Origin of the sequence: Nocardioides sp. B-3, assembly GCF_024703895.1 — a bacterium.
Lineage (GTDB): Bacteria > Actinomycetota > Actinomycetes > Propionibacteriales > Nocardioidaceae > Nocardioides.
The window spans coordinates 3,154,373-3,179,813 of record NZ_CP087968.1 but is presented as its reverse complement, the minus strand read 5'-3'; the positions used below and the strand labels follow the sequence as shown (position 1 = coordinate 3,179,813).

Genomic DNA, 25,441 nt, shown 5'->3' with positions numbered 1-25,441 from the left:
TTGGCGGCGCCCTCATGGGGCGCCGCCAACCCGCCCTGAGCGGGGACCCCAGCAGCACAACCACGAGAGGAGGCCCCTATGGCCGAGACACACAAGATCTACTTCGAGCCTGTCGACATCGAGATTGAGGTCGCCGAGGACGAGAAGATCCTCGACGCCGCGTTCCGTCAGGGAATCCACCTCATGCACGGCTGTCGAGAAGGACGCTGCTCGGCCTGCAAGTCCTACGTCCTCGAGGGCGAGATCCAAATGGAGCGTTACTCGACGTTCGCCTGCAACGACGCCGAGGTCGCCGAAGGAATGGTCCTGCTCTGCAGGGCTCACGCGTTCAGTGACTGCACCATCGAATTGCTCAACTACGACGAGGACGAGTTGTTGGGCGGTGTCCCGATCCGGGACGTCTCGACCCGCATCACGGCGATCGAGCCGATGACGCGCGACATCGTGTCACTCCGTCTGAAGGCGACCGAGCCCACGACGTACGAATTCAAGCCCGGGCAGTACGCCGACCTCACCATCCCCGGGGGCGACGAGACCCGGTCCTTCTCGATGGCGACAACCCAGTCGACGCCGGGTGAAGTCGAGTTCCTGATCAAGAAGTATCCGGGCGGCAAGTTCTCCGCGCTGCTGGACGATGGGCTGTCGGTCGGCGACGCGATTCAACTGACGGGCCCCTACGGGTCCTTCACTATCAAGGAGGGCCACGCCCTACCGGTCGTGTGCATCGGCGGTGGCGCGGGGATGGCGCCGATCCTGTCCCTGCTCCGGCACCTCAGCGAGACCGAGAGCACCGGGCCGGTGCGGTTCTACTACGGCGCCAGAACGGCCGACGACCTCTTTTACGTCGACCTGATCAACACCATCGGCACAGGGCTGAGGGACTTCGAGTTCGTCGTCTGCCTGTCCGAGTCGATGCCCGAGGATCCCTCGGCCTATCCGTTCGAGGCCGAGCCCGGCAACGTCACCGAGGTGGTGGCGCGCCGCGAGGAGAACCTGAGCAAGACCGAGGTCTACCTGTGCGGTCCGCCGCCGATGGTGGATGCGGCCATGGATTTCCTCGATGTACATGGAGTGCCCAAGGACCAGGTCTTCCATGACTCGTTCACCAGTCCCGTGACAGAGGACTGAGCATCCGCATTCACGCCCACGCGACCACACAGGCAGATCAAACAGGGAGTTGACAAGCATGACAGACATCACGGATCAGAAGGAACGCAGCTTTCCGAAGATCGAGTTCACCGACTCGGAGGCAGGAGCGCTGACCTTTCCCAGCTCGAAGAGCCGGAGCTACAACTACTACAAGCCGGCCAAGTTGCGCGCCACCATGTACGAGGACGTGACCGTCGACGTGCAGCCCGACCCCGACCGGCACCTCAGCCAAGGCTGGGTCTACGGGTTCGGTGACGGCCCGGGCGGCTACCCCCACGAGTGGACGGTGGCGAAGTCTTCGAACTGGCACGCATTCCTTGACCCCAACGAGGAGTGGGAGCAGACGATCTACCGCAACAACTCGGCGGTCGTGCACCCAGTCGAACTGTGCCTGAAGAACGCCAAGCGAGCCCGTGTCTACGACTCCCGGACCAGCACTGGCTGAAGTTCATCGAGCGCAACGTGGGCGCGTGGATGCACGCCGAGAATGGGTTGGCACTGCACGTGTTCACCTCCATCCAGCGCTCCGGCCCCACCAACATGATCAACACCGCGGTGGCGTTCAATGCGGCCCACAAGATGCGTTTCGCCCGGGACCTCGCACTGTTCAACCCGGATCTCGCCGAGGCGGACGTGACGTTCGAGGGTTCGGCGCACCGGGAGGTTTGGCAGGAGGCGCCGGAGTGGCAGCCGACCCGCGAGGTCGTCGAGCAGCTGACGGCCGTGGGCGATTGGTGCGAACTGCTGTTCGCGACCAACATCGTCTTCGAGCAGCTGGTCGGGTCACTGTTCCGCACCGAGCTGGTCATGCAGGTCGCGGCCCGCAACGGGGACTACATCACTCCCACGATCGTCGGTACTGGCGAGAACGACTACGACCGCGACCTCGGCTACACCCGGGCACTGTTCCGGATCCTCACCGCGGACGAGGAGCACGGCGCCGCCAACAAGGAGCTCTTCGGCACTGGCTCGCCAAGTGGGTGCCTCGCTGCCGGGCGGCCACCCACGCGCTCCAGCCGATCTGGTCGCAGGCCGCCGAGAAGCCGGTCACCTTCGCGACCAGTTACGCCAACGCCAACTCGAAGTTCGTCTCTCTTCTCGAGGACCCGGGCCTCGACATCCCGAAGGAGCTTGACCAGTGACTATGAAATTCGGATCTGCCACGGAGTTCTCCAACATGTGTGGCGTCACGCTGATGAACACCCCCATCGGCCGGGTCGTCGCAGAGGTCATGGGCAACAAGGAGGGTGTCGAGCTGACCGAGTACCCCTCGATGATTCGCGTCGACGGCGTGAAGCTTCTCGAGTTCGAGTACGACGAGCTCACCGACGCCCTCGGGTCGGACTTCGACGGCTCGACGTTCGAGGAGATCAGCTCCACGCACTACGGCCGCATGGTGCACCCGGACGACAAGACCATGTTGTTCGCCAGTCCCGAGGACGCCGCCGAGTACATCGGCTTCGACCTGACGGCGCACTGACCCACCCCAGAGCGTCCCGTCCGGGGCCGGGGTCTGTGGCCCCGGACGGGACTTCCAACAGACCACGAAGACGCACAAGAAGCGAGGCATGACATGTACAGCAAGCATGGCGAGAACTACTTCATCGTCGATGCCCACGTCGCCCTCTGGGACGCCCGTGAGAGCAACCTGAAGAATGTCCACGGCAAGCAGTTCATTGACTGCTTCTACGACTATCACAAGAACCTCAGCCCCGAGGAAGTTGTGTGGGACTACGACACCTACACCTACTACGGCGGCGACCGCCTCATGAAGGACCTCTTCGAAGACGGCTACGTCGACCACGCGATCTTTCAGCCAGCCGCCCTCGGTGACTTCTACAACAACGGGTTCGGCCAGACCGAGGAGGCGTGGGCCCTGACCCGAGCCAACCCGGGCAAGCTGACCTACAACCACAACTTCGACCCGCGCAACGAGCAGGCTGGCCTCGACCAGCTCAAGCGCGACGCGGAGCGCTTCGGGCTCAAGGGGGTCAAGCTCTACACGGCCGAGTGGCACGGCGGCTCGCGCGGCTACAAGCTGACGGATCCCCGGACCTACAAGTACCTCGAGGCCTGCGAAGAGCTCGGGATCACCAACATCCACGTCCACAAGGGCCCGACGATCATTCCGCTCGACCGCGACGCCTTCGACGTCGCTGACGTCGACTCGGTGGCGACCGACTTCCAGGGGTCTCAACTTCGTCGTCGAGCACTGCGGCCTGCCGCGCCCGGAGGACTTCTGCTGGATCGCCACCCGGGAGACCAACGTCCACGCCGGCCTCGCGGTGGCGATGCCGTTCATCCACACGCGGCCTCGGTACTTCGCCCAGATCATCGGCGAGCTCCTCTACTGGGTCGGCGAGGACAAGATCCAGTTCTCGAGCGACTACGCGATCTGGACGCCGAAGTGGCTCATCGAGGCGTTCGTCGACTTCCAGATCCCCGAAGACATGACCGAGTACCCCGAGCTCACGGCGACCGCCAAGAAGAAGATCCTTGGCCTCAACGCGGCCAAGATGTATGGCCTCAACGTGCCCGCCGATCTCCAACTTGCGGACGCCGATGACGGGTCGGCCGACCTCGATGTCGCAGCCGGCGCTAAGCAGGTCGTGTCGTCATGACCTGCCTTGCCACCAGCCTCGAGGCTGAGGTCCCGGCGGCGTTGGGGACGGTCAACGACCCCGAGCTGGACGAACCGATCACAGAGCTCGGCTTCGTTCGCTCGGTGACGATCGACAACGAGGGCGTCGAGGTGCATCTGCGGCTACCCACCTCATTCTGCTCCCCCAACTTTGCCTACCTCATGGCCTCAGATTCCCGGGATGCGCTCCGGCGCATCCCGGGGATCGGCCGGGTGGTCGTCGCGCTCGATGACCACCACGATTCGGACAAGATCAACGCCGGACTCGCAGCCGACGCCGGCTACCGCGGCACTTTCGGGTCCGAGGCCGAGGACAGCCTCGACGAGCTTCGGCTGACCTTCCAGCGCAAGGCGCACACAGCGGCCATGGAGCGTTGTGTGGAAGACCGGCTCAAGCACTCGGGGCTCGCCGTCACCGACATTCATCGGCTTCGGTTGCGCAACTTGCCGGGAGGGCATTTCAAGGAGGCGCTACTACGACGGCGTGCGGCGATCGGTTTGCGCATCGGCCCCGACGAACCGGTCTTCGTCGACGAGCACGGCGTGCCCGTGCCGCTGGACCAGTGTCGTTGCGCCTGAGGATGGCCAAGTCGGTGCGCATCTCGATCGAAGGCAACTCCCACTTTTGTCGGGGTTTGTTGGCCACCCGGTACTCGGACGAGGAAGACCTCGCCACCCACGTCACCAACACCCGACTCATAGGCAGGAACGCATCATGAAGGCAGTACAAGTTGTCGCCTATCACCAAAACCTCCAGCTCACCGACATCGATGAGCCAACGGTGCAGGGACCGCTCGACGTCATCGTCAAGGTAGGCGCGGCCGGGGTGTGCCGGACCGACCTACACGTCATCGAGGGCCAGTGGGAGGAGAAGAGCGGAGTCCAGCTCCCCTACACGATCGGGCACGAGAACGCCGGCTGGGTGCATGCCATCGGCGACGCGGTCACCAACGTCAAGATCGGCGACAAGGTGATCCTCCACCCGCTCATGACCTGCGGCCTGTGCCGTGCGTGCCGCCTCGGTGACGACGTGCACTGCGAGAACAACCAGTTCCCGGGCATCAACACCAACGGCGGGTATGCCGAGTACCTCCGCACGAGTGCTCGCAGCTGCGTCAAGTTGGACGACTCACTGGAGCCGGCTGATGTTGCGGCCTTGGCCGACGCGGGTCTGACTGCCCAGCACGCCTGTGCCAAAGCGGCGCGTGTGCTGCGGCCGGGAGAGACCTGCGTGATCATCGGCGCCGGGGGCCTCGGCCACATCGGGATCCAGTGCATGAAGGCGATGTCGTCGGCGACTCTCGTCGTCGTCGACCGCAATCCGGAGGCACTAGCGCTGGCCAAGGAGGTGGGGGCCGACCACACCGTCCCGGCGGACGGCACGCATATTGACGCCGTGCTTCGGCTCACCGGAGGCAGCGGCGCCGAAGCCGTGCTCGACTTCGTCGGCGAGGGCGGCGCCACGAACGAGGGCATCGCAATGTTGCGGAACGCAGGCAACTACTACGTCATCGGGTATGGCGAGAACATCGATGTCCCGACGATCGACATCATCTCGACCGAGATCAACTTCATCGGCAACCTCGTCGGCAGCTTCACCGACCTCCGGGACCTGATGGTCCCGGCTGCGCAGGGAAAGGTGAAGCTGCACACCGCGCAGTACAAGCTGGCGGACTTCCAGCAGGCAATCGATGACCTGACCGCGGGCAAGGTCCGGGGCCGGGCAATTCTCATCCCCTGACCACGAGAGAAGCGGTCGCCCCGAAGGCCGTTGCACCAACCCCATCAACAGACCAATGCTCGACCATCATGAAGGGTTATCGAAATGGCCAAGGAACTGCGCTTCAACGAAGACGCACGACGACTGCTCGAGTCCGGAGTCAACGCACTCGCTGACGCGGTGAAGGTAACGCTCGGCCCGAAGGGTCGAAATGCCGTCCCTGGAGAAGCTCACCGGACCACCGACGATCACCAACGACGGTGTCACCATCGCCCGCGAGATCCAGCTGGCGGAGCCGTTCGCCAACATGGGCGCCCAGCTGGTCAAGGAAGTGGCGATGAAGACCAACGGGATGGTCGGGGACGGAACGACCACCGCGACTGTCCTCGCCCGGGCCATGGTCCGCGAAGGAATGCGCGCTGTTGACGCCGGCGCCAACCCGATGCGCGTGCGCCGAGGCATCGAGCAGACCGTCCCCGCGGTGGTAGAGGCCCTGCGCCCGGCCGCGACCGATGTTGGGGGGCAGGAAGACCTCGAGCACATCGCGACCCTCGCCGCCAGTGACGATGAAGCGATCGGCCGGGTCATCGCCGAAGCTGTGGCCCGAGTCGGGAAGAACGGCATCGTCACCACAGAGGAGTCGGACGACGCAGGCATCTCCGTAGACGTCGTGGACGGGATCGAATTCGACCACGGCTACATCTCCGGCTACATGGTCAGCGACCGCGAGCGCATGGAGACGGTCTACACCAATCCTGTGATCCTGCTGACCAACAAGAAGATCTCGCAGGTCCAAGAAATCATGCCGACCCTCGAGGTCGCCAAGCGCGCAGAACGTCCCCTCGTGGTCCCGGCCGAGGACGTCGACGGGGCCGCACTTCAGCTGCTCGTGGGCGGCAACATGCACAACACGATGCAGTCGGTCGTGGTACGTGCCCCCGGTTTTGGTCACCGCCGAGTGGCCGAGCTGGAGGACCTCGCCGTCGCACTTGGCGGCCGGGTGATTGCCAAGGACACCGGCCTCGAGCTGAGTGAGGTCACGATCGAACACCGGGCTCGTGCGACCGGATCACCATCACCGAGGGCTCGACGACGATCGTCGGGGGTCACGGAGAGAAGGGACTCGTGGACTCGCGCATCACCCAGCTCGAGACCCAGTTCGAACGCGCCAAGCTCGACGCAGACCGGGACCAGCTGCAGCTGCGCATAGCGCGGCTGGCCGGCACCGTGGCCGCGATCAAGGTGGGAGGTGCCACCAGTGTCGAGCTCAAGGAGCGGATGCTGCGCGTGGATGACGCGCTTGCGGGCGCGCGCCGGTCCGGGGAGGGTGTCGTGCCCGGCGGTGGTACCGCCCTGACGCAGGCACAGAATGCAGTCTCGAAGGTAGAGCTGACCGGCGACGACGCTGTGGGGCGCGAAGTGGTGAAGCGAGCGCTGTCAGAGCCGCTGCGCTGGATCGCGATCAATGCCGGCTACGACGGCGACGAGGTCGTGGCCAAGGTCGCGGGGCTGACGCCGGGACATGGCTTCGATGCCCTCACCGGTCAGTACGGCGACATGTACACCGCTGGAGTCATGGACCCGCTCAAGGTGACCCGAGCCGCGCTGGAAAGCGCTGCCTCCATCGCCGCGCTGCTGATCACGACCGAGACGGCCATCGTCGAAGAGGTCTATGGACAGCCCGGCGCAATCATGGCGCCCGGCTTCGGCGACCTTGCCGAGGGCATGGTTCGGCCGTCCAACATCTACTGATCGTCTCTCGTTGTAGGTCGTGCCGCGCGTTCAGGGGGCGCGCGGCACGACTCCCGTTCTCAACGCCCAAGGGAGTACCGATGCCGGTCTCACCGGAAGTTGGCCAGACGCTCGTCCAATGCGGCGCACTGCTGGCAGTCAGCATCGTCATCCGCGGCTACTGCGCGCGCCATCTGCCTGCCGAGTCGGTTCCCTCGGTGCTGAGCAGTCGCATCCAGTTCTGCAACCGCCTGACTCCCACCATGTCTCTCATCGTGGGTGCCATGATGCTGGCGGGCGCCTTGCAGTGGCTGTCTGCACGCTGAGGACGAGCTTTCGCAACGCGGTCTCAAATTGCGACAAGCACCGCGATTAGAGCGCCCTAATGTCGCGACATGTCCGGAACACAAACACAGTCGAAGGCCCTCTCGTGTTGCGCCATCGAGCACACCGAGACGGTTGAGAACTACCTCAAGGCCATCTTCGCTCTCGCGGCGGAAGGTCAGTCAGCCGGCACCTCGGAGATCGCCGAACGGTTGGCGGTTGCCCCGCCCTCAGTCTCCACGATGATCCGCCGGCTCCGGGACTGCGAGCTCATCGAGCAGGCCACGTGGGGGCAGGTGCGGCTCACAGCGCACGGGCGGATACATGCGCAGCGCATCGTCCGGCGTCATCGACTGCTGGAGACCTTCCTCCATCGAGTGCTTGGACTCAGCTGGGACAAGGTGCACGCCGAGGCGGAGGTGCTCGAGCACCGACTCAGCGAGCAGCTCGAAGACCTCATCGATGTTTCGCTCGGCTTCCCGAAGCGTGACCCTCACGGCGACCCGATCCCAGCCAAGACGGGTGAACACTGCGAGAGCGCGGAGTCGCCTCTCGCCGATGCGAGAGTGGGCGACCGCTTCATGGTGGAGCGTGTCTCGGACCGCAACAGTGCCGCGTTGCGCAGCCTTGGGTTGCTCGGGATCGGCCCCGGTGCCGAGCTGCACATCGAGGAGCGCTCTGCGCTCGGGTCGATGTACGTCCGAAGCCGCGGACGCGGGCACGTCCTCAGCAGCACACTGGTGGGCATCATCCGGGGGCACGTGGTCGTGGCAGCCGACGAGATCCGGATGCCGTCATGACGCTCGACGAGCTGTTGCGAGACGAGGGCGCGGTCGTCACGAGACTTGACAGCGTTGGCGCCGAGCGTCGCAGGTTGATGGACCCGGGTGTCATGCCGGGCATCGAAGTGCGCGCTGAGCAGACCAGCCCGCTCGGTGACCCGACGGCCTACCTCGTGCGCGGCAGCGTCATCGTTCTCCGGCGGTCACAGGCCGAGCGAATTCACATCGAATCGCCAGAGGGGCCGACCGCATGAGCGTCGACCTGCCGGACCCCATCCCGCGGCGCGCAGAGACAGTGGACACCGCGCCAAGCAAGGCGTGTGGATCATGTTCCGTCTTCAACGTCACCAACCTCGAGAAGCTCGGCGTTCACACTGGCGACAGCGACTTCGTCGTCGCCCTTGCCGGGAACCCCAACACCGGGAAGAGCACGGTCTTCAACGCCCTGACCGGTCTGCGACAGCACGTCGGAAACTGGCCGGGTACGACTGTGGCCCGCGCCGAAGGCGGCTTCCGGCACCAAGGCCGAGCTCTACAAGGTCATTGACCTTCCGGGCACCTACTCGTTGCTGTCGACGAGCAATGACGAACACACTGCGTGTGACTTCCTCTTGTTCGGCGACCCGGACGTCACCGTTGTCGTGGTCGACGCCACGCGACTCGAGCGCAACCTCAACCCCGGTGCTCCAGATCCTGCAGATCACGAACCGCGTGGTCATCGCACTGAACCTGATGGACGAGGCCGACCGTCATGGGATCACCATCGACATCCGGCACCTCTCGCGAGAGCTCGGGGTGCCGGTGATCTCGATGTCGGCGCGCAAAGGGAAAGGCATCGCAGAACTGCTCGAGGCGATCGGGCAGGTCGCCCACGGAGGAAATGCCACCCGGGTCCGCCCGAAGCAGAGGCTCGGTCCGGCCGTGGAACGCGCGGTGGACATCTTGAGCGAACAGCTCAACTCGGAGTTCCCCGGGCTCGCGAACGGGCGCTGGGTTGCCTTGCGACTGCTTGAGGGCCATCAGAACACTGAGGCCGCCGTACTCGATGGAACTCTCGGTGGCCTCAGTCGCCAACACACCGCACGACAGCTTGCCTTGCTCGGGCGCGACAGGACAGCGTCATGAGTAGCCGCGACATCCTCGAGAATGCGAGTCGACTGCGCAACGATCTCCCCGCCGACTTTCGAGACGGTGTGGTTGCGTCGATCTTCGATGATGCCGACCGAATCGCCGAGCACAGCGTTACCACCGACGGCCAACGAAATCGCCTCGCGTTCGACCGGGCCCCGGATCGGGCGTTGACCCACCGCTTCTGGGGTTTTGTGGTGATGGGAGTGCTCTTCTTCGCCGTCTTCTGGTTCACCATCGCCGGTGCGGCAGTCCCCTCCGATCTGCTCTACGCACTACTCGTCGAGAACTGGCACTCGTCCCTTCGAAGCGTCTTCGTCGACCTCGGCGCACCAGCTTGGGTGACTGGATTGCTCATCGACGGCGTATATCTGGGCACAGCATGGGTGGTCGCCGTCATGCTCCCGCCCATGGCGATCTTCTTTCCCCTCTTCACCCTTCTGGAGGACTTCGGCTATCTCCCCAGAGTGGCGTTCAACCCTGGATCGCATGTTCATGAAGGCCGGAGCGCATGGCAACCGAGGCACTGACCATGATGATGGGATACGGCTGCAACGCCGCAGGCGTGACGGCTACGCGCATCATCGACAGCCCTCGTGAACGCCTGATCGCGATCATCACCAACAACTTCAGCATCTGCAACGGGCGCTGGCCGACGCTGATCCTGATGGGAACGATCTTCATCGGCAGCCTCGTTCCGGCACCTGTGGCGGGACTTGTCGCGGCAGCAAGCGTGGTTGCGGTCGCGGTGCTCGGTATCGCGACCACCCTCATTGTCTCCCGGGCACTGTCCCGGACGGTTCTGCGCGGACAGACGTCCGTGTACACACTGGAGCTTCCGCCGTACCGACCGCCCCGGGTCTGGCGGACGATCTACATCAGCCTCGTCGACCGGACCTTCAAGGTCCTCCGCAGAGCTCTGGTGATGGCGGCCCCTGCGGGCGCCCTGATCTGGCTGATCAGCAACGTCGATGTCCGGGGATCCAGCATCGCCGCTCATCTCGTGAACGGCATGGACCCGTTGGGGGTCATGCTCGGTCTGAACGGCATCATCCTGCTTGCCTACCCGGTGGCGATACCGGCCAACGAGATCATCATCCCCACCATTTTGATGCTCACCATGACCCCGGGCCCCCTGCAGTACGGCGTAGCCGGCGGCGTGATGTTGGACCTGCCCGACGCGCAAGCCGGCACCGTCCTCATCCGGGCCGGCGGCTGGACCCTCCTGACCGCCATCAACCTCATGCTCTTCAGCATGCTCCACAACCCGTGCAGCACCACGGTGCTGACCATTTGGAAGGAGACCGGGAGCCTCAAGTGGACGACCACAGCTACTTTGTTGCCCCCGGGCCTTGCCTTCGCGGTGACCGCAACGACCGCCACCATCGCCCGCATCGTGGATTGGGTTTGAGCCAGAACAGCTCTCACCAAGGGGCGTTACCGGGCCTCGTCTCAAACTGAGACTGGAGGGACAGCCGGCCACTGCTTCCATGAACGTGAGCGTCCGTCGCAAGAGACGGGCGACCGCTGGTGCATGGAGGTGCCCCCATGAAAGCTCTTGTCTTCCACGGCCCGAACAGCAAGTCATGGGATGAAGTCCCGGAGCCGGTGATCGTGGAACCGACGGACGCGATAGTCAAGATCGAGAGCACCACCATCTGCGGTACCGATCTGCACATTCTCAAGGGGGACGTTCCCACAGTGGAGAAGGGCCGAATCCTCGGCCACGAAGGGGTCGGCGTCGTCACCGAGGTCGGCACGGGCTGCACCGGGGTCAAGGTCGGCGACCGGGTCATCGTCTCGTGCATCAGCAAGTGCATGACCTGCGACTACTGTCTGTCGGGCCTTACCTCGCACTGCCAGACGCTCGGTGGAATCGGCTGGATCTTCGGCCACCTCATCGACGGCACACAGGCGGAGTACGTGCGCGTACCGTTTGCCGACAATGGCCTCATCCCACTCCCCGGACGGCGTCACCGCCGAGCAGGGGACGATGCTCAGCGACATCCTGCCCACCGGATACGAGATCGGCGTCATCAACGGTGCGGTCAAGGAGGGCGACGTCGTCGCCGTCGTCGGCGTCGGCCCCGTGGGTCTTGCCGCGGTGATGACGGCCGCAGCACAGGGGGCCGCGAAGGTGATCGCCGTGGATGGCAACAAGTTCCGGCTTGAGGAGTCGCGGGCGTTCGGTGCCACCGACACCGTTGACGCCTCTTCCGACAACCTCGTGGAGGAGTTGAAGAAGCACAGTCGCGACGGTCTCGGTGTCGACGTGGCGATCGAGGCGGTCGGCATTCCAGAAACCTTCACCCTTGCCCCGGACTCCATTCGTCCGGGAGGGCGGGTGGCCAACGTCGGCGTCCACGGCGCGCCTGTCAACTTGCCACTGGACCGGGACTGGATCAACAACATCACCATCACCACGGGGCTCGTCAATGCGACCACCGCTCCCGAGTTGTTGGAGAAGATCAAGGCCGGCGAGATCGACCCCGGAAAGTTCGTCACCCACCGCTTCACCTTCGACCAGATGCTGGAGGCCTACGACACCTTCGCTCGAGCGGCAGACGAACACGCGATCAAGGTCATCATCACGAATGAGGCCTGAAGTCAGGGCGAATGACATTGCCGACCACCTCCGGCAGAACGAAGCCATGAAATAGGTACGTCCTTGCGAGTCAGCCGTGCGCTGGGGAGCGGCGCAGCAGGCCGGCCATCGGACTCTCCTCGGCTTCGATCTGAGCGCTGTTGATGACGAGTACGAAGCCGGTGGCAGGCAGGAGAGCGAGGATCTAGCGCCGCGCGACCACGTTGGCCACGAGCACGCCGGCCATCGCCACGTACATCGGGTTGCGGGTGACCCAGAAACGGCCCTCACTCAACGGATGACTGGCGCACTCCGGTGCGAGCGGGTCAACGGTAATCTCGTGTCTCCGGAAGGTGGTCACTGCCCGGACCCGAGAGTCCGGGGCTTGCCGAAAGGCCGCTACCCAACCCACTGGCGGCATCCGCCGCAGCTCCCCCGCCCCCGTCACTGCGCTTCAGTCGTTCGGCTGGTCGGGGATCTGAAACAGCGCAGTGTTCTCGTGGCTGCAGCAGCCGTCGCCGCAGGTGGTGCTGGATTCGGTCGTTGGGGCGCTGGCGTGAGGGACACTGCTGGGAGCGCAGCAACCTTCTCCTCGCCGGGCTTCGCGGCCCTCCTTGACCGCGACCGCCGAGATGACGAGGCCGGCGATCGGGTCGGCCCACGACCAGCCGAGGGTCGCGTTGAGGACCAGACCGAGGAGCAGTACGGCAGATAGGTAGGTGCACAGCAGGGTCTGGGTGGAGTCGGCCACGACTGCGTTGGATCCCAGCGCCTTGCCGGTGCGGCGCTGCGCCCGAGACAGGAACGGCATGCTCACCAACGATGCAGCCGCAAGTCCGATGCCGACCGGTGAGGGGTCCGGCTCGTGCCCGCTCACCATTGCTCGCACGGACTCGAACGTCACGTACGCCGCCAGCGCGAAGAAGGAGAACGCCATCAAACGCAGCGCCTCTCGTTCCCGGGACTCGGGGAGCCGGTGACGGAACTGCCACAGGATGATCAAGCCGGTGGAGACTTCGACGATCGAGTCCAGGGCCGAACCCGACCAGCGCCACGGAGCCGGCGACCGGGCCGGCGGTGATGGCGATGATGGCCTCGATGAGGTTGTAGGACACCGAGGCTGCGGCGAGCAGTTGCGCCCGTCGTCCCAGCCGCGCCTTCTCGGTCGCATCGAGGTTCGCGTGGGTGTGGACGTGGGTGGTCATGAGGCGCCTTCCGGGGTGGTGGTGCCGTAGTCGGGGCACAGCGTGACGGCATCACCAGTCAGGGCCAGCAGCCGCTCGGCCGCGGAGAACAGCTCGATGACAGTGTCGGTGTGGTTCAGCGACCAGATCGAGGCCCGGCCTTCCGGGCGAGAGGTCACCGAGCCACAGTTCTTCAGGCAGGCGAGGTGCTTGGAGACTGTGGACTGCGCCAACCCCAGATGCTTGGTCAGGTCAACAACCCGGTGCTCGCCGAGCGCGAGGTGGCGCACGATCGCCAGTCGGGACGGATCCGAGAACCCATGGAACAGACAGGCTGCCGCCGTCATCGTCGCGCTATCGTCGGGAACCGTCGTCTCGACAATCGTCGCTTTCATCGTCATATGACGATGATATCTGCAGGGATGGTTCCAGAGTCATCGTGGCTCTGAGGGCGCGACGAGACCCGGAACCCGTCCCATCGACTCGAACCCACGGTTCCGGCAGCAAAAAGGCAGCAGAATGGGCCATAGATGCGACCAGAGGCCATCCTCTCGAGCGAGAAAATGGCCTCTGCCCTGCGGTGATGGTGGAGGTGAGGGGACTCGAACCCCTGACCCTCTGCATGCCATGCAGATGCGCTACCAGCTGCGCCACACCCCCATCGGGGCGTCCGACCAATCCTGCGTCGAACAACTCGCAGAATCTTAGCCAACGCCTCCGGCAGATGTGAAATCGGGTGCGCTTCGGTTGTACGCCGTCAGCCGCAACCCCTCGTCGACGCCGGTCTCCACCGGGGTCGACCATCCGCAGTTGTCCATGCCACGCAGGCTCTGACGGGTGGTGGCGTCCCAGCCGAGCAGCCCGGCCAGACCCACCTTGGACGAGGCGCCGTGACCGACGACGACGACCGTCTCGCCCGGCCCGACGGAGGCCAGTGCCTCGCGCAGGGCGGGCACGATGCGGTCCAGCACGTCCTCGGCGGTCTCGGCACCGGGAACGCCGACGGCGGCCTCGAAGAGTCCGCCGGCGGCCGCCCATGCCGCGTGCTCGGACGGGAAGGCCGCCGCGAACTCGGCCATCGTCAGGCCGGAGCGGTCGCCCACGTCGTACTCACGCAGGCGCTTGTCCTGCTGGACGGGAAGGCCGGTGACGCGGGCGATCTCGTCGGCCGTCGCGCTGGCGCGCACCGAGTCGGAGCTCCACAGCGCGGCCGGCCGGAGCGCCGCGATCGCGGGCGCCACAGCTCGGGCCTGCGCGAGCCCGACCTCGTCGAGCTCGATGTCGAGGTGCCCCTGCGCGCGACCTTCCGCGTTCCACGCGGTCTGGCCGTGGCGGAGCAGGACCGGGGTGCGGGGGGTCACGCCTCGTCGGAGGCCGGAGGTGGTCCCGGCTGGGGAACGGGGATCGACGGGCAGTCGCGCCACAGCCGCTCCCGGGGCGTAGAAGACCCGCTCCTCCTCGTGCTGGACGTGCACGACGATCTCGCCGTAGTCGAGCAGCACCCAGCGACCCTCGCGGTGGCCCTCGCGCCGGATGGGCTTGGCGCCGGCCTCGCGGAGCTTGTCCTCGACCTCGTCGACGATGGCCTTGACCCGGCGCTCGTTGGTGGCGGAGGCGAGCAGGAAGGCGTCGGTGATGGCGATGGCCTCGCTGACGTCGTAGGCGACGACCTGCAGGGCAAGCTTGTCGGCAGCAGCGGAGGCGGCGATCTGGACGAGCTCGATGGCGTGGTCGGTGGCGGTCATTCAGGAGTCCTTGACTGTGGAGGATGCGTAGAGGTCGTGCTTGGCGATGTACTGCACGACGCCGTCGGGCACGAGGTACCAGACGGGTTCGCCGCGACGCTTGCGATCGCGGCAATCGGTGGAGGAGATCGCCAGTGCGGGGATCTCGACCATGGTCACACGGTCCGAGGGGATCGCATCGAGGGTCTTCTTGTCCATTTCATAGCCCGGTCGCGTGCAGCCGACGAACTGGGCGAGCTCAAAGAGATCCTCCGCGTTGCGCCGAGTGAAGATGTCGGCGAGCGCGTCGGCACCGGTGATGAAGTAGAGCTCCGCGTCCGGCATCTTCGCGTGCAGGTCGCGCAGTGTGTCGATCGTGTACGTCGGCCCGTCGCGGTCGATGTCGACGCGGGAGACGTTGAAGCGCGGGTTGGCAGCCGTGGCGACGACCGTCATGAGGTAGCGGTCCTCGGCCGGCGACACGTCGCGGTCGGCCTTCTGCCACGGAGCTCCCGTGGGCACGAAGATGACCTCGTCGAGGTCGAACCGGGCCTGCACCTCGGACGCAGCGACGAGGTGACCGTGGTGGATGGGGTCGAAGGTGCCGCCCATCACGCCCACGCGGCGCATCAGCTGTGCTCGCGCCCGCCGCCGAAGGTGATCAGGGCCAGCAGCAGGAACAGCAGGATCCCCAGCGCGATGGCGCCGATGAAGTAGGGAGAGACGGCGGGCTCGCCGTGGGACTCGACGGTCTCGGCGGCTTGGATGGTGAGGGCGCTCAGCGACATGCGCGCGATCCTATCGGGTGTGGCCGTCGCCGATGACGACGTACTTGGTCGACGTCATCTCGGGCAGCCCCATCGGCCCCCCCGCATGCAGCTTCTGGGTGCTGATCCCGATCTCCGCACCGAAGCCGAACTCGCCGCCGTCGGTGAAGCGCGTGGACGCGTTCACCAGCACCGCGGCCGAGTCGACGGCCGCCACGAACCGGCGGATGGTGCCCCGGTCGCGGGCCACGATCGCGTCCGTGTGGCCGCTCGAGTGCGCGCGGATGTGTTCGATCGCACCCTCGACGTCGTCCACGACGGCGGCCGAGATGTCCAGGGGAGAGGTATTCCGTGCCGTAGTCCTCGTCCGTGGCCTCGACCACCCCGTCGTACTCGCGGAACCGGTCGTCGCCGTGGATCGTCACGTCGTGCTCGTGCAGCGCGTCGATGACCTGCGGCAGGAAGTCGTCGGCGATGTCGGCGTGCACCAGCAGCGACTCGGCCGCGTTGCACACGCTGGTGCGGTGGGTCTTGGCGTTGACCACGATGGACAGCGCCATCTCGAGGTCGGCCGACGCGTCGACGTACACGTGGCAGTTGCCGACGCCGGTCTCGATCACCGGGACGGTCGACTCCTCGACGACGCTGCGGATCAGGCCCGCTCCCCCACGCGGGATCAGTACGTCGACGAGGCCGCGGGCGCGCATCAGCGCCTTGACCGAGTCATGGGTGTCCCCGGGCACCAGCTGTACGGCGTCCTCCGGCAGTCCGGAGGCCAGCAGTGCCGCGCGCAGGGCGGCCACGATGGCGGCGTTGCTCGAGCGGGCGCTGGAGGAGCCGCGCAGCAGCACGGCGTTGCCGGACTTGAGGCAGATGCCCGCGGCGTCTGCGGTGACGTTGGGGCGCGCCTCGTAGATCATCCCGACGACGCCGAACGGGACACGGACCTGTCGGAGCTCGAGGCCGTTGGCGAGCGTCGAGCCGCGCACGACCTCGCCGACAGGGTCGGCCAGCCCTGCGACCTCACGCAGCCCGGACGCCATGGCCTCGAGCCGCTCGTCGGTCAGCCGCAGGCGGTCGATGATGTTGGGCGGCGTGGAGCTGGCCTCGGCGCGGGCGATGTCCTCGGCGTTGGCGGTCAGGATCGATGGTGCCTGCGACAGCAGCGCATCGGCCATCGCCTGCAGCGCTGCGTCCTTGGTCGCGCGGGTCGCGAGGGCCGAGTCGTGGCTGGCGACGCGGGCGCGCGTGGCACCTCGCGCACGCCGTCGGCGTCATAGGCAATGCTCATGCTTGAAAGCGTAGGTCGACACGAGCCGGTGTCGGCAGACGTCTCACTCTCGGAAGGGATCACCATGCGGGGGAACATCGCAGTCGTGTCACTGCTCGCCGCCGGACTGCTGGTCGCCGCCCAGCCGGTCGCGGGCGAACCGGCCGCCGCGAGAGCCACGGACCTGCCCCGGGAGGTCGACGCCGGGGTTATCGTCGACCTCGCAGACGGTGACCGCTTCAAGGCCACCGTCTCGCGTGATCAGCGCACCGTGTGGGGCAGCCGCTACGACGGCGCGACCGCCTCCCGGAGCGAGCGCAGCGTCGTGCTTCGGTCGAAGAACCTCTACTGCGGCGACGTCGACGCCCGCGCCGCCGGCACCGCCGTAGCACTGGTTGCCGAGTGCGACGAGGGCGGCTACTCGGAGGACCGAGCGCCCACGCACTCGCAGGCGCTCTACTCCCCCGACACGCTCTCCCGGCAGGCGTTCACCCTGCCCGGCGAGGCCTACGAGGAGCCCGGCATCTCGCCCGACGGGGCCAACGCGGTCTGGCCGCTGCACGACGGCTGGGTCACTCGCACCGCCGCGGGCTTCCGGCTCGTCGAGCACGAGCTGCCGAAGCCGAGAATACACGGTCACCGGCACGATCTCCGACACCGGCGACGTCTCGGTCCTGTACGGCGGAGCGCGGGCCGCAGACGGCACGAACTGTGTCCTCAGCGTGCTGACCGTGGCCGCGAGCGGCACCGAGACGCAGCAGACGACGATCGACGTCGACGACGCGTGTGCCGACGTCCGCCTCGCCAACGCCGACGCGACCACGGTCTTCTTCGGGGAGGCCGGCTATCCGGAGTCGACGATCACCATCACCGGGCCCAACACCGCCTCCCCGTGGGCGGTGACCGGCATCGCGCCCGAGAAGGCTCCGGGCCCGGTCCGACACCGCGGCAAGGGCACCGCCACCACCCTGTTCCCGAGCTCGCCCGGCCTGCCTCTGCTCGCGGTGGGATCGCCGGACGAGGAGACCTTCTACGCCCAGTCCTACGACCCGGTCGCCCAGCACTGGTCGGAGCCGCGCTCGATCGGCAGGAGCATCCCCGGCTGCACCCGGGGCGACAACTTCATCCACGAGCCGCTCGGGGTCTTCGCCCTCCGACTCACGTGCGGCCGGAAGCAGCGCGTGCTGGTCAGCACCGACGCGCAGGTGTGGCACGAGGTCTGGCTCAGCCGGACTCCGCTGGGGGTGTCACCCGACGGTGCGTACGTCTCCGCGTCCAACCGCAAGCGCACGCTGGTCTTCTCCCGCGAGCGCGGTCTCGTCCGGTTGCCGTTGCCGACGCGGGCCCGGTGCGACGTGGTCCAGCCCGTCGCACCCGACGCGGCGATCCGGCTGACCACGACGAGCAAGCGCGGCTGGCCCGGCCGCCTCGACGAGTCAACGGTCAACGGCTGGCGACGGACGCGGACCGATCTTCCGCGCCTGCACATCGGCACCGACCGCTGCACCAAGGCCGATGCGGACGTCTACGTGCGCCCGGTCCAGTACTCCTTCCACGGCACCACCCGCGCCGTCGGCCTGACCGTCGCGCCCAGCGGGGACGGATGGAAGGTCCGGCGCACGCTCTACTGATCGCCGACAAATGACGAACGCCCCCGACCGTGCGGTCGGGGGCGTTTGCCGTACAGGCTGAAGCGATCAGCCCTTGCGCTTGGTGATCTCCGCGGTCGCGGCCGGGAGGACCGTGTGCAGGTCGCCCACGACACCGAAGTCGACGAGCTCGAAGATCGGGGCCTCATTGTCCTTGTTGACGGCAACGATGGTCTTCGACGTCTGCATGCCGGCGCGGTGCTGGATCGCACCGGAGATGCCGTTGGCGACGTAGAGCTGCGGCGACACGGTCTTGCCGGTCTGGCCGACCCGGAACGCGTGCGGCATCCAGCCCGAGTCGACGGCGGCACGCGACGCGCCGACAGCGGCACCCAGCGAGTCGGCGAAGGCCTCGATCGGCGCGAAGTCGCCACCCGTGCCACGACCACCGGAGACCACGATCGCGGCCTCCGTCAGCTCGGGACGACCGGTGGCCGCACGCGGCTGCGAGGCGATGATCTGGGCGGTCTTGGCACCGTCGGAGATGGTCGGCGTGAACGCCTCCACCGCACCGGCACCGGCAGCCTCTTCCGGGGCGGCCGAGTTGGGCTTGACCGTGATGATCGGCGTGCCCTGCGTGACCTTCGCGGTGACGGTGAAGGAGCCCGCGAACACCGACTGCGTCGTGACCGGACCGGCCTGCACGTCGACGGCGTCGGTGATCAGGCCGGACTCGATCTTGATCGCGAGGCGGGCCGCGACCTCCTTGCCCTCGAACGTGGAGGGGAAGAGGATCGCCGACGGGGACGCCTGCGCGGCCAGCTGCTGCAGGGCCTCGGCCTTCGGGGCCACGAGGTAGCCCTTCAGCTCGGCGTCGTCGATGACGTAGACCTTCTCTGCGCCGTAGGCCTTGACCTTCTCGGCCACCGCGTCAGCCTCGGGCGGTCGCGCCGAAGAACACGGCGGACGGCTCGCCGAGGCGGCGGGCGATGGTGAGGAGCTCGAACGTCGGCTTCTTGACCACACCGTCGGCGTGGTCGATGACAACCAGAACTTCAGACATTGACGATGCTCCCTTAGATGAACTTCTTGGAGGCGAGGAAGTCGGCCAGCGCAACCGCGCCCGAGCCGTCCTCGTCCGTGACGATCTCGCCAGCCGTGCGCGGCGGGCGGGCGGTGGTCTCCTCGACCTGCGACCACGCGACCGACAGGCCGACCCGGCCGGCGTCGACGCCGAGGTCCGACAGCGACAGGACCTCGAGCGGCTTCTTCTTGGCCGCCATGATGCCCTTGAAGGACGGGTAGCGAGCCTCGCCGGTCTGGTCGGTCACCGAGAGCACGATCGGCAGCGTGGCGCCGATGACGTCGGTGGAGCCTTCGTTGTCGCGCTTGACCCGGACCCGGTCGCCCCGGGTCTCGACGACCGAGGCCAGCGTGACCTGCGGCAGGTTGAGGCGCTCGGCGAGCATGGCCGGCACGACGCTCATCGAGGCGTCGGTCGAGGCCATGCCGCAGACGATGAGGTCGGGCGTGCCGATCTTCTCGATCGCCTTCGCCAGCACGAGCGAGGTCGCGACGGCATCCGAGCCGGCGATCGCGTCGTCGAGGACGTGGACAGCCGCGTCGGCGCCCATCTGCAGCGCCTTGCGGGCGGCGTCGACGGCCTTCTCGGGACCGACGCACAGGGCGGTCACCGTGTGCTCGCCCTCTCCGGCCTTCTCCTTGATCTGCAAGGCCTGCTCGACGGCGTACTCGTCGAGCTCGGACAGCAGCCCGTCCACGCCAACGCGGTCAACGGTGTTGTCCGACTCGAAATGCCGATCGGCAGTCGCGTCGGGCACGTACTTCACACAGACGACAATGTTCATGGTGTGTGGCCTCGCGGCCCCTCCTGAGATGTTGATTCCCACGGGCCGTCCGGCCCGCCTGAAATCCGAGGATTGTGCAGGTGAGGTTACAAGTGAGTAACCCCACCGCGGAACACTGTCCGCGGTGGGGTTACTCACAGCCGGGCTTTGGTGCGTACGGCGTCAGCCGACCTTGAAGGTCGTCATGCCCGACGACGGGTTGGTGGTGGGCGAGCCCGCATAGCTCGCGGTCACCTTGTACTTGCCCTTGGCCTTGACCTTCTTGAAGACGGCCTTGGCCTTGCCTGCGGCGAGGTTGACCGAGATCGTCTTGATCTTCTTCGAGCCCTTCTTGAGCGTCACCGCGACCTTGCCGGTGGCACCGCCGCTCGCGGCCTTGACGACGACCTTGACGGTGGCCTTCTTCGTTGCGGCGGCGTACTTCGCCTTGGCCGTCGTGCTCGTGTCGACCTTCACCACGGGAGGCGGCGTCGGGGCCGCGGTGACCGTGACGGTGTCGATGAGCGTGTTCTGCCCGGCATCGAGCGTGCAGTTGAGCTGGATCGGGCCGACCTCGGAATTGTCCTCCTTGACCAGAGTGATCTGCGTGGTGAAGTTCCCGGCGTGAATCTCGTGGACGCCCGTGGTGGTCGGGGCCGTCAACGCGACGGGGCCCGAAGCCGGAATGGTCAGCTCGCCACTGGCAGGGACCGGAGTCAGCGGAATCGTGGCTGCCAGCGAGGCGGCCGAACCGAACGCCGTCGCAGAGATCGTCGCGGTCCCCTTCACCTGGCGGGCCCCGATGAAGCCGTACATGGTGTCGCGCACGTCGTCGCCGATGACGACCGACGCGCTCGTGGTGCCGGTGATCGCACTGCCTGCCACGGCCGTGTCGGGAAGCGTCGTGTCAGCCGTGAGCTTGAACTGCTTGGGTTCGTTGAGGACAGGACACGTGTAGTTGAGCGTCTGCGACGCTGCTTCGGCCGGCACCATGACCGGGGCGCTGCCGCCCACGATCAGTGCCGAGACAGCTGCAGCCGAGATCTTCTTGGACAGTGTGGAAGACATTCTTTCCCTCCCGGGGATGATTCGAGCGCGGCCGTCCCCCATGGACGACCAACAACGCTCCGTGCCACGCAGGAGCGTCACCCAGCGAAGTCCTCCCGGGCGACGCTCCCCGGATGCGTCAGGCGACCTTGAAGGTGGTCTTGCCCGAGGACGCGTTGGTGGTGGCGGATCCTGCGTACTTCACGGTGACCTTGTACTTGCCCTTGGCAGCGATCTTCTTGAACACGGCCTTGGCCACGCCGCTCGACGAGAGGGCAGCGGTGATGGTCTTGATCTTCTTCGTGCCGAGCTTCACGGTGACCTTGACCGAACCCGTTCCGGGCTTGCCGTCAGCGCCCTTGACTGCGACGGTCACCGTCGCCTTCTTCTTGGCCGTGGAGTACTTCGCCTTCGCAGCGGTCGTGGTGTTCTGCTTCGCGGGCGGTGCCGGAGTGGTCGTCGGGGTGGTCGTGGTCGGAGCAGCCGTGGTCGGAGCGGTCGTCGCCGGAGCTGTCGTCGTCGGGGTCGTGGTCGGCGGCGTCGTCGGCGGAGTGGTGGGCAGGGTCGTCGGCGGGATCGTCGGCGGGGTGATGGCGGCGGTCGGCGCGAAGGCCGCCGCCGGGTCGATCAAGGTGACCACCCCGGGCTCCGATCCGGCCACCGTGCCCGGACTGCAGCGGATCTGGACGTTGAAGCCCGGGTTGGCGACCATCAGCAGCCCGGGCCCGGGGGTCGGCGTGATCGGGCTCGTGTCCTCACGGAACGACACCGGACCCGTGCCGCTGGCCGTGAACGCCATGTCGGCGAACGTCACGCTGAGCGTGACGGGCCCGGCGGTCTCGTCGCCGGTGCTCTTGATCCCATCGGGGTCGGCGATGTCGATCGGACCGATGCTGGTCGCGACCACGTTGGTCGGCTTGACGCCCTCAACCGTGTTGACCCCCTCGATCATGCCCTTCACGGTGCCGGGGATCACGGCGCCGTCCCGGGACCAGCCCCGGGTTGTAGCCGGTGACGAAGATGGCGCCGGGCAAGGTGGCCTCCACCTTCGGGGCCGTGAGCGTCACGGCCCGGCCCGCGGCCGAGGTCTCCGGCGCCGTACCTGCCCACTGCGTGTCGATCTGGAACTGGTTGCTCGAGGCGTTGGTGACGCAGGCCTGTGTCTGCGAGACACCGCCGGGCAACGCAGCGCCGGCGGAGGACAGGCCGAGGACCGTCCCCCCGACCGCGAAGAGTGCCGCTGATGTGAGTCCGACGACGGCTGTGGCCGTCCTCGGGGCATGGTTGATCATCGTGTGTCCCTCCCGGGAATTTCTGACATGTTCGACGGCGCGATCCTCCCGAAGGCGCCATCGTCGGGGACTCTGCCATGGACACGCCCCGCGATCTAGGTCTGGTTACTGGACCGTAGGTGCGGTATAGGGGGACCGCCCCTACACCCCAAATGGCCAACGCCACCCGGAGCGGGTGCTCCGGGCGGCGGTTAGACCTCGATCAGTCCTGCGTCTGCGTCACCGACGGACGCGGAAGCGCTTGACCGTCTTCGACTTCAGGTGGTTGGTGTCGCCGGCGTACTTCACGACGACCTTGTACTTGCCCTTGCCCGGGCGCCCGAGGTTGAAGGTGCGCGAACCCTTGGTGAGCGAACCGCGCTTCACCTTGTGGAAGCCCTTGTTGCCGACCTTGCGCAGGACGAGCTTGACCTTGCCGGTCGGCACGGTCTTGTTGATGCCGACGACCTTGATCGCGGCGGTCGTGCTCGCGCACGCGCTTGCCGGTGATCTTCACCCCCGGTCGACGTGGCCGCCTTGCTCACCTTGAGGTTGACCGGGCCGGCCGAGCTGCCCTCGTAGTGGACCGCGTCCTTCGGCGTGAAGGTGGCGCTGACCGCGTTGTCACCGACGGCGGCCCGGTCGATGACCAACGATGCGGCCCCGTCCTTGACCGGGACCTTGGTCGAGACGCCGGCGACCACGAAGGTGACGTCGCCGTCGGGCGTGCCGCCCGGGGTGGTCACCTTGGCAGTGGCCGTGACAGGAGCGCCTGTAGCCGGCGGTGGTCGGGGCCAGCGCGAGCGCGGTGGTCGACTTGGAGACGACGACCACCGTGTCGATCGGCGGAACCTTGCCATTGGGCTTGGTGCAGGTCACGGCCAACTGCTGCGTGGTGCCGTCTTGCTTGGTGAAGTTCAGGTTGGCGGTGATGTCACCGGCTTCGATGGCTTGGTCACCTACGGTCGTTGCCTTCAGGGGGACGGCGGTTGCGATGGCCGTGAAAGGCACTGCAGTCGCTGTCGTCGACTGGTCCCCCAACGAGGTCGTAGGAATCGTCTCCGTGGCAAGGACCGGCGCACCGGAGAAGGTCCCCTTTGCGGCAACGGTCCCATCGAAGGAACGCGCCTGCAGCAAGTCGTAGGCGAGCTTGGCCATTTCCGGCGGGAGGACGACGTCTGAGTCGATGGTGACGTTGGTGCTGTCGCCGACGTACATCTTGACCGGAGCGTTGCTGTCGGTGTCGACGCTGACCTGATAGTTGTTCCCGGCGACGGGACACGTGTAGTTGACCGCCCCGGTCCCGGCGCTGGCCGGTGCGGCGACGGCGGCGAACCCGCCGCCGGTCAGCACCACGGCCGAGCCGGTGGCGAAGGCGCGCTTCGTGTGGATGGATGCAGACATGCAGTGTCCCCCAAAGGTCTCGTGTGACTGAGCGCCCGGAGGTTGAGGTCCGGACGGTCTAGACCATAGGCAGATGTGCACTCGAAAAACGACCACCCTCAGGGCGGAAACGCCTCAGGGGCGGATGATCCGATCGAGGATGCGGCCGACGATCAACCACGCGATCGCGCCGAGGCCCCAGTTGAAGAGGGCGTTCTTGATCTCGGCGCCCGAGCCCTTGAACTGCTTGATCCCCTCGTCCTTCGAGAAGACACCCGGGTCGACCGCGTCGGCGGCGTCGAGCACGAACTGCACCGAGGTTGTTGCCCGTGTTGGCCTTGAGCGCGATCAGCAGCGCACCGAGCGCCAGCGCCAGCGCGCACAGCACGCAGACCAGCCAGATCACTGGGCGATCCGCGCCCGCAGCGCGGTCGCGGCGGAGGCTGCGCGCTTCTTGCCGCTCTTGTCGTCAACGTCGGTCGAGTCCTTGGCCACTGGGGTCCTTCCGTAGGTCCTGCTGTGTCGTTCGGGCACTATCGCGACACGAAGGTCGCCTTGCCCGGCCCGCTCTCAACGAACGACCGCATGCCAATGGCACGGTCCTCGGTCGCGAAAACTGCGGCGAACTGCATCTGCTCGATCTCCGAGGCCCGTCTCGAGGTCGCCGTCGAGGCCCCGGTCGATGCAGGTCTTGGCCGCCCGGAGCGCCGGGCTCGCGGCGCCCGAGAACTGTCCGGCCCGGGCCAGCGCTGCGGCGTACACCTCATCGGGCTCGACCACCGGTCCACCATGCCGATCGCGAGAGCCTCGTCGGCCTTGACGAAGCGGCCGGTGAAGATCAGGTCCTTGGCCTTGCTCGGCCCGATCAGCCGCGCCGGGCGCTGGGTGCCGCCGGCGCCGGGGATGATGCCGAGGAGCACCTCGGGCTGACCGGAACGTCGCGTCCGAGGCCGCGATCCGGATGTCGGCCGCGAGCGCGAGCTCGCAGCCGCCGCCCAGCGCATAGCCGCGCACCGCGGCCACGACCGGCTTGGGGATCCGCGCGATCGCGGTCACGGCACCCTGCACGGACGCGGCGGCCTTGACCATGTCGGGATAGGAGAGGTCGAGCATCTCCTTCACGTCGTTGCCCGCCGCGAAGACGCGCTCGCCGCCGTAGACCACGACCGCCTTCACGTCGTCGCGCTCGGTCGCCTCCTCCGCTGCGGCCTTCAGCCCGGCCTGTACGGCGAAGCTGATGGCGTTCATCTTCGGCCGGTCGAGCCGGATGGTGCCGACGCCGTCGGCCACCTCGAGTCGG

Annotated in this window: 29 protein-coding genes, 1 tRNA gene and 8 pseudogenes; 20 read left to right on the top strand and 18 right to left on the bottom strand. The window is 66.7% G+C overall.

The features are described from left to right. Positions 1-78: 78 nt before the first annotated feature. The 19 genes and pseudogenes from LP418_RS21200 to LP418_RS21120 all read left to right on the top strand — a co-directional run bounded on the left by LP418_RS21200 (position 79) and on the right by LP418_RS21120 (position 12,080). Complete coding sequence (locus LP418_RS21200) at positions 79-1,128, top strand: FAD-binding oxidoreductase (protein WP_257953558.1); 1,050 nt, start codon at positions 79-81, stop codon at positions 1,126-1,128. A 58-nt stretch (positions 1,129-1,186) separates the two neighbouring features. After that, positions 1,187-1,594, top strand: coding sequence for a hypothetical protein (locus LP418_RS21195; RefSeq protein WP_257953557.1), 408 nt, complete (start codon positions 1,187-1,189; stop codon positions 1,592-1,594). Positions 1,595-1,623: 29 nt separating this feature from the next. Beyond that, positions 1,624-2,016: pseudogene (locus tag LP418_RS34095) on the top strand (hypothetical protein); the annotation flags it as partial. Positions 2,017-2,293: 277 nt separating this feature from the next. Next, positions 2,294-2,629, top strand: a complete 336-nt coding sequence (gene mimD, locus LP418_RS21185; protein ID WP_257953555.1) for a propane 2-monooxygenase effector subunit MimD — start codon at positions 2,294-2,296, stop codon at positions 2,627-2,629. 93 nt (positions 2,630-2,722) lie between these two features. Next, a pseudogene (locus LP418_RS34090) lies at positions 2,723-3,280 on the top strand (amidohydrolase family protein); the annotation flags it as partial. Further along, complete coding sequence (locus LP418_RS34085) at positions 3,195-3,770, top strand: amidohydrolase family protein (RefSeq protein WP_442940295.1); 576 nt, start codon at positions 3,195-3,197, stop codon at positions 3,768-3,770. The pseudogene LP418_RS34090 and the gene LP418_RS34085, both read left to right, overlap by 86 nt. Then, positions 3,767-4,369 (top strand): iron-sulfur cluster assembly protein, encoded by a 603-nt coding sequence (locus LP418_RS21175; protein ID WP_257953553.1) that lies wholly within the window; start codon positions 3,767-3,769, stop codon positions 4,367-4,369. Before LP418_RS34085 ends, LP418_RS21175 begins: the two co-directional genes overlap by 4 nt. Positions 4,370-4,505: 136 nt before the next feature. Beyond that, positions 4,506-5,531 carry an NAD(P)-dependent alcohol dehydrogenase gene (locus tag LP418_RS21170; protein WP_257953552.1) on the top strand — a complete coding sequence of 342 codons (1,026 nt, stop codon included), beginning with the start codon at positions 4,506-4,508 and terminating at the stop codon, positions 5,529-5,531. Between the two features lie 84 nt (positions 5,532-5,615). Continuing rightward, a pseudogene (gene groL / locus LP418_RS34080) lies at positions 5,616-7,262 on the top strand (chaperonin GroEL). An 80-nt stretch (positions 7,263-7,342) separates the two neighbouring features. Further along, entirely contained in the window at positions 7,343-7,567 is a 225-nt protein-coding gene (locus LP418_RS21160) for a hypothetical protein (RefSeq protein WP_257953551.1), read from the top strand. Positions 7,568-7,636: 69 nt separating this feature from the next. After that, positions 7,637-8,365 (top strand): metal-dependent transcriptional regulator, encoded by a 729-nt coding sequence (locus LP418_RS21155; protein WP_257953550.1) that lies wholly within the window; start codon positions 7,637-7,639, stop codon positions 8,363-8,365. Beyond that, positions 8,362-8,601, top strand: coding sequence for a FeoA family protein (locus tag LP418_RS21150; RefSeq protein WP_257953549.1), 240 nt, complete (start codon positions 8,362-8,364; stop codon positions 8,599-8,601). Before LP418_RS21155 ends, LP418_RS21150 begins: the two co-directional genes overlap by 4 nt. Continuing rightward, the gene (locus LP418_RS21145; protein WP_257953548.1) at positions 8,598-8,894 is read left to right on the top strand and encodes a FeoB small GTPase domain-containing protein; all 297 of its coding nucleotides are present in this window, start codon (positions 8,598-8,600) and stop codon (positions 8,892-8,894) included. The genes LP418_RS21150 and LP418_RS21145 overlap by 4 nt, the downstream gene beginning before the upstream one ends. A gap of 19 nt (positions 8,895-8,913) precedes the next feature. Next, positions 8,914-8,961: pseudogene (locus LP418_RS34075) on the top strand (hypothetical protein); the annotation flags it as partial. Between the two features lie 67 nt (positions 8,962-9,028). Beyond that, on the top strand, positions 9,029-9,472 hold the full coding sequence (locus LP418_RS21140; protein WP_257953547.1) for a FeoB small GTPase domain-containing protein: 444 nt from the start codon (positions 9,029-9,031) through the stop codon (positions 9,470-9,472). Further along, the gene (locus LP418_RS21135; RefSeq protein ID WP_257953546.1) at positions 9,469-10,005 is read left to right on the top strand and encodes a hypothetical protein; all 537 of its coding nucleotides are present in this window, start codon (positions 9,469-9,471) and stop codon (positions 10,003-10,005) included. The genes LP418_RS21140 and LP418_RS21135 overlap by 4 nt, the downstream gene beginning before the upstream one ends. Further along, complete coding sequence (locus tag LP418_RS21130; RefSeq protein WP_257953545.1) at positions 9,987-10,886, top strand: nucleoside recognition domain-containing protein; 900 nt, start codon at positions 9,987-9,989, stop codon at positions 10,884-10,886. The genes LP418_RS21135 and LP418_RS21130 overlap by 19 nt, the downstream gene beginning before the upstream one ends. 137 nt (positions 10,887-11,023) lie before the next feature. Further along, positions 11,024-11,380: pseudogene (locus tag LP418_RS34070) on the top strand (alcohol dehydrogenase catalytic domain-containing protein); the annotation flags it as partial. 88 nt (positions 11,381-11,468) lie between these two features. Further along, entirely contained in the window at positions 11,469-12,080 is a 612-nt protein-coding gene (locus LP418_RS21120) for a zinc-binding dehydrogenase (protein ID WP_257953543.1), read from the top strand. Positions 12,081-12,513: 433 nt separating this feature from the next. On the opposite strand, the gene LP418_RS21115 is transcribed toward LP418_RS21120, so the two are convergent. The 8 genes and pseudogenes from LP418_RS21115 to LP418_RS21075 all read right to left on the bottom strand — a co-directional run bounded on the left by LP418_RS21115 (position 12,514) and on the right by LP418_RS21075 (position 17,644). Next, entirely contained in the window at positions 12,514-13,062 is a 549-nt protein-coding gene (locus LP418_RS21115; protein ID WP_257953542.1) for a cation diffusion facilitator family transporter, read from the bottom strand. A 198-nt stretch (positions 13,063-13,260) separates the two neighbouring features. After that, positions 13,261-13,638 carry an ArsR/SmtB family transcription factor gene (locus LP418_RS21110; RefSeq protein WP_257953541.1) on the bottom strand — a complete coding sequence of 126 codons (378 nt, stop codon included), beginning with the start codon at positions 13,636-13,638 and terminating at the stop codon, positions 13,261-13,263. Between the two features lie 189 nt (positions 13,639-13,827). Beyond that, positions 13,828-13,903, bottom strand: a tRNA-Ala gene (locus LP418_RS21105). 44 nt (positions 13,904-13,947) lie between these two features. Then, a complete protein-coding gene (gene rsfS, locus LP418_RS31280) occupies positions 13,948-14,988 on the bottom strand; it encodes a ribosome silencing factor (RefSeq protein ID WP_336275777.1) in 1,041 nt (346 codons plus the stop codon). After that, the gene (gene nadD, locus LP418_RS21090; RefSeq protein ID WP_257957135.1) at positions 14,989-15,579 is read right to left on the bottom strand and encodes a nicotinate-nucleotide adenylyltransferase; all 591 of its coding nucleotides are present in this window, start codon (positions 15,577-15,579) and stop codon (positions 14,989-14,991) included. Between the two features lie 17 nt (positions 15,580-15,596). Then, the gene (locus LP418_RS21085; protein ID WP_257953539.1) at positions 15,597-15,755 is read right to left on the bottom strand and encodes a hypothetical protein; all 159 of its coding nucleotides are present in this window, start codon (positions 15,753-15,755) and stop codon (positions 15,597-15,599) included. 10 nt (positions 15,756-15,765) lie between these two features. Beyond that, a pseudogene (locus LP418_RS21080) lies at positions 15,766-16,987 on the bottom strand (glutamate-5-semialdehyde dehydrogenase); the annotation flags it as partial. A gap of 126 nt (positions 16,988-17,113) precedes the next feature. Then, positions 17,114-17,644, bottom strand: coding sequence for a hypothetical protein (locus LP418_RS21075; RefSeq protein WP_257953538.1), 531 nt, complete (start codon positions 17,642-17,644; stop codon positions 17,114-17,116). 82 nt (positions 17,645-17,726) lie between these two features. Between LP418_RS21075 and LP418_RS21070 the strand changes: the two genes are divergently transcribed. Continuing rightward, complete coding sequence (locus LP418_RS21070; protein ID WP_257953537.1) at positions 17,727-18,635, top strand: hypothetical protein; 909 nt, start codon at positions 17,727-17,729, stop codon at positions 18,633-18,635. 66 nt (positions 18,636-18,701) lie between these two features. Here LP418_RS21070 and LP418_RS21065 read toward each other — a convergent pair. The 10 genes and pseudogenes from LP418_RS21065 to LP418_RS34055 form a co-directional block, all read right to left on the bottom strand. Further along, positions 18,702-19,656: pseudogene (locus tag LP418_RS21065) on the bottom strand (electron transfer flavoprotein subunit alpha/FixB family protein). Positions 19,657-19,669: 13 nt separating this feature from the next. Continuing rightward, a complete protein-coding gene (locus LP418_RS21060) occupies positions 19,670-20,461 on the bottom strand; it encodes an electron transfer flavoprotein subunit beta/FixA family protein (RefSeq protein WP_257953536.1) in 792 nt (263 codons plus the stop codon). Between the two features lie 162 nt (positions 20,462-20,623). Further along, positions 20,624-21,508 (bottom strand): Ig-like domain repeat protein, encoded by an 885-nt coding sequence (locus LP418_RS21055; RefSeq protein ID WP_257953535.1) that lies wholly within the window; start codon positions 21,506-21,508, stop codon positions 20,624-20,626. A 118-nt stretch (positions 21,509-21,626) separates the two neighbouring features. Next, positions 21,627-22,439, bottom strand: a complete 813-nt coding sequence (locus LP418_RS21050; RefSeq protein WP_257953534.1) for a hypothetical protein — start codon at positions 22,437-22,439, stop codon at positions 21,627-21,629. After that, a complete protein-coding gene (locus LP418_RS21045; RefSeq protein ID WP_257953533.1) occupies positions 22,414-22,779 on the bottom strand; it encodes a hypothetical protein in 366 nt (121 codons plus the stop codon). The genes LP418_RS21050 and LP418_RS21045 overlap by 26 nt, the downstream gene beginning before the upstream one ends. A gap of 219 nt (positions 22,780-22,998) precedes the next feature. Then, positions 22,999-23,205, bottom strand: coding sequence for a hypothetical protein (locus tag LP418_RS21040; protein ID WP_257953532.1), 207 nt, complete (start codon positions 23,203-23,205; stop codon positions 22,999-23,001). Then, on the bottom strand, positions 23,142-23,618 hold the full coding sequence (locus LP418_RS34065; RefSeq protein ID WP_442939972.1) for an Ig-like domain-containing protein: 477 nt from the start codon (positions 23,616-23,618) through the stop codon (positions 23,142-23,144). The genes LP418_RS21040 and LP418_RS34065 overlap by 64 nt, the downstream gene beginning before the upstream one ends. A 658-nt stretch (positions 23,619-24,276) precedes the next feature. Further along, positions 24,277-24,456: a hypothetical protein gene (locus LP418_RS21030; RefSeq protein WP_257953530.1), complete on the bottom strand. Its 180-nt coding sequence runs from the start codon at positions 24,454-24,456 to the stop codon at positions 24,277-24,279. Positions 24,457-24,674: 218 nt separating this feature from the next. Beyond that, entirely contained in the window at positions 24,675-25,145 is a 471-nt protein-coding gene (locus LP418_RS34060) for an enoyl-CoA hydratase-related protein (RefSeq protein WP_257957134.1), read from the bottom strand. Beyond that, positions 25,135-25,389: pseudogene (locus LP418_RS34055) on the bottom strand (enoyl-CoA hydratase/isomerase family protein); the annotation flags it as partial. The pseudogene LP418_RS34055 and the gene LP418_RS34060, both read right to left, overlap by 11 nt. Positions 25,390-25,441 lie beyond the last annotated feature (52 nt).

Excerpts from the sequence above, each read along its gene's own strand:
- LP418_RS21200 (WP_257953558.1), top strand. The coding sequence starts at position 79 with ATGGCCGAGACACACAAGATCTACTTCGAGCCTGTCGACATCGAGATT.
- LP418_RS21195 (WP_257953557.1), top strand. The coding sequence starts at position 1,187 with ATGACAGACATCACGGATCAGAAGGAACGCAGCTTTCCGAAGATCGAG.
- mimD (WP_257953555.1), top strand. The coding sequence starts at position 2,294 with ATGAAATTCGGATCTGCCACGGAGTTCTCCAACATGTGTGGCGTCACG.
- LP418_RS21175 (WP_257953553.1), top strand. The coding sequence starts at position 3,767 with ATGACCTGCCTTGCCACCAGCCTCGAGGCTGAGGTCCCGGCGGCGTTG.
- LP418_RS21170 (WP_257953552.1), top strand. The coding sequence starts at position 4,506 with ATGAAGGCAGTACAAGTTGTCGCCTATCACCAAAACCTCCAGCTCACC.
- LP418_RS21160 (WP_257953551.1), top strand. The coding sequence starts at position 7,343 with ATGCCGGTCTCACCGGAAGTTGGCCAGACGCTCGTCCAATGCGGCGCA.
- LP418_RS21155 (WP_257953550.1), top strand. The coding sequence starts at position 7,637 with ATGTCCGGAACACAAACACAGTCGAAGGCCCTCTCGTGTTGCGCCATC.
- LP418_RS21150 (WP_257953549.1), top strand. The coding sequence starts at position 8,362 with ATGACGCTCGACGAGCTGTTGCGAGACGAGGGCGCGGTCGTCACGAGA.
- LP418_RS21145 (WP_257953548.1), top strand. The coding sequence starts at position 8,598 with ATGAGCGTCGACCTGCCGGACCCCATCCCGCGGCGCGCAGAGACAGTG.
- LP418_RS21135 (WP_257953546.1), top strand. The coding sequence starts at position 9,469 with ATGAGTAGCCGCGACATCCTCGAGAATGCGAGTCGACTGCGCAACGAT.
- LP418_RS21130 (WP_257953545.1), top strand. The coding sequence starts at position 9,987 with ATGGCAACCGAGGCACTGACCATGATGATGGGATACGGCTGCAACGCC.
- LP418_RS21120 (WP_257953543.1), top strand. The coding sequence starts at position 11,469 with ATGCTCAGCGACATCCTGCCCACCGGATACGAGATCGGCGTCATCAAC.
- LP418_RS21110 (WP_257953541.1), bottom strand. The coding sequence starts at position 13,638 with ATGAAAGCGACGATTGTCGAGACGACGGTTCCCGACGATAGCGCGACG.
- rsfS (WP_336275777.1), bottom strand. The coding sequence starts at position 14,988 with ATGACCGCCACCGACCACGCCATCGAGCTCGTCCAGATCGCCGCCTCC.
- nadD (WP_257957135.1), bottom strand. The coding sequence starts at position 15,579 with ATGGGCGGCACCTTCGACCCCATCCACCACGGTCACCTCGTCGCTGCG.
- LP418_RS21085 (WP_257953539.1), bottom strand. The coding sequence starts at position 15,755 with ATGTCGCTGAGCGCCCTCACCATCCAAGCCGCCGAGACCGTCGAGTCC.
- LP418_RS21060 (WP_257953536.1), bottom strand. The coding sequence starts at position 20,461 with ATGAACATTGTCGTCTGTGTGAAGTACGTGCCCGACGCGACTGCCGAT.
- LP418_RS21055 (WP_257953535.1), bottom strand. The coding sequence starts at position 21,508 with ATGTCTTCCACACTGTCCAAGAAGATCTCGGCTGCAGCTGTCTCGGCA.
- LP418_RS21050 (WP_257953534.1), bottom strand. The coding sequence starts at position 22,439 with ATGATCGAGGGGGTCAACACGGTTGAGGGCGTCAAGCCGACCAACGTG.
- LP418_RS21045 (WP_257953533.1), bottom strand. The coding sequence starts at position 22,779 with ATGATCAACCATGCCCCGAGGACGGCCACAGCCGTCGTCGGACTCACA.
- LP418_RS34065 (WP_442939972.1), bottom strand. The coding sequence starts at position 23,618 with ATGGCAAGGTTCCGCCGATCGACACGGTGGTCGTCGTCTCCAAGTCGA.
- LP418_RS34060 (WP_257957134.1), bottom strand. The coding sequence starts at position 25,145 with ATGCGCTGGGCGGCGGCTGCGAGCTCGCGCTCGCGGCCGACATCCGGA.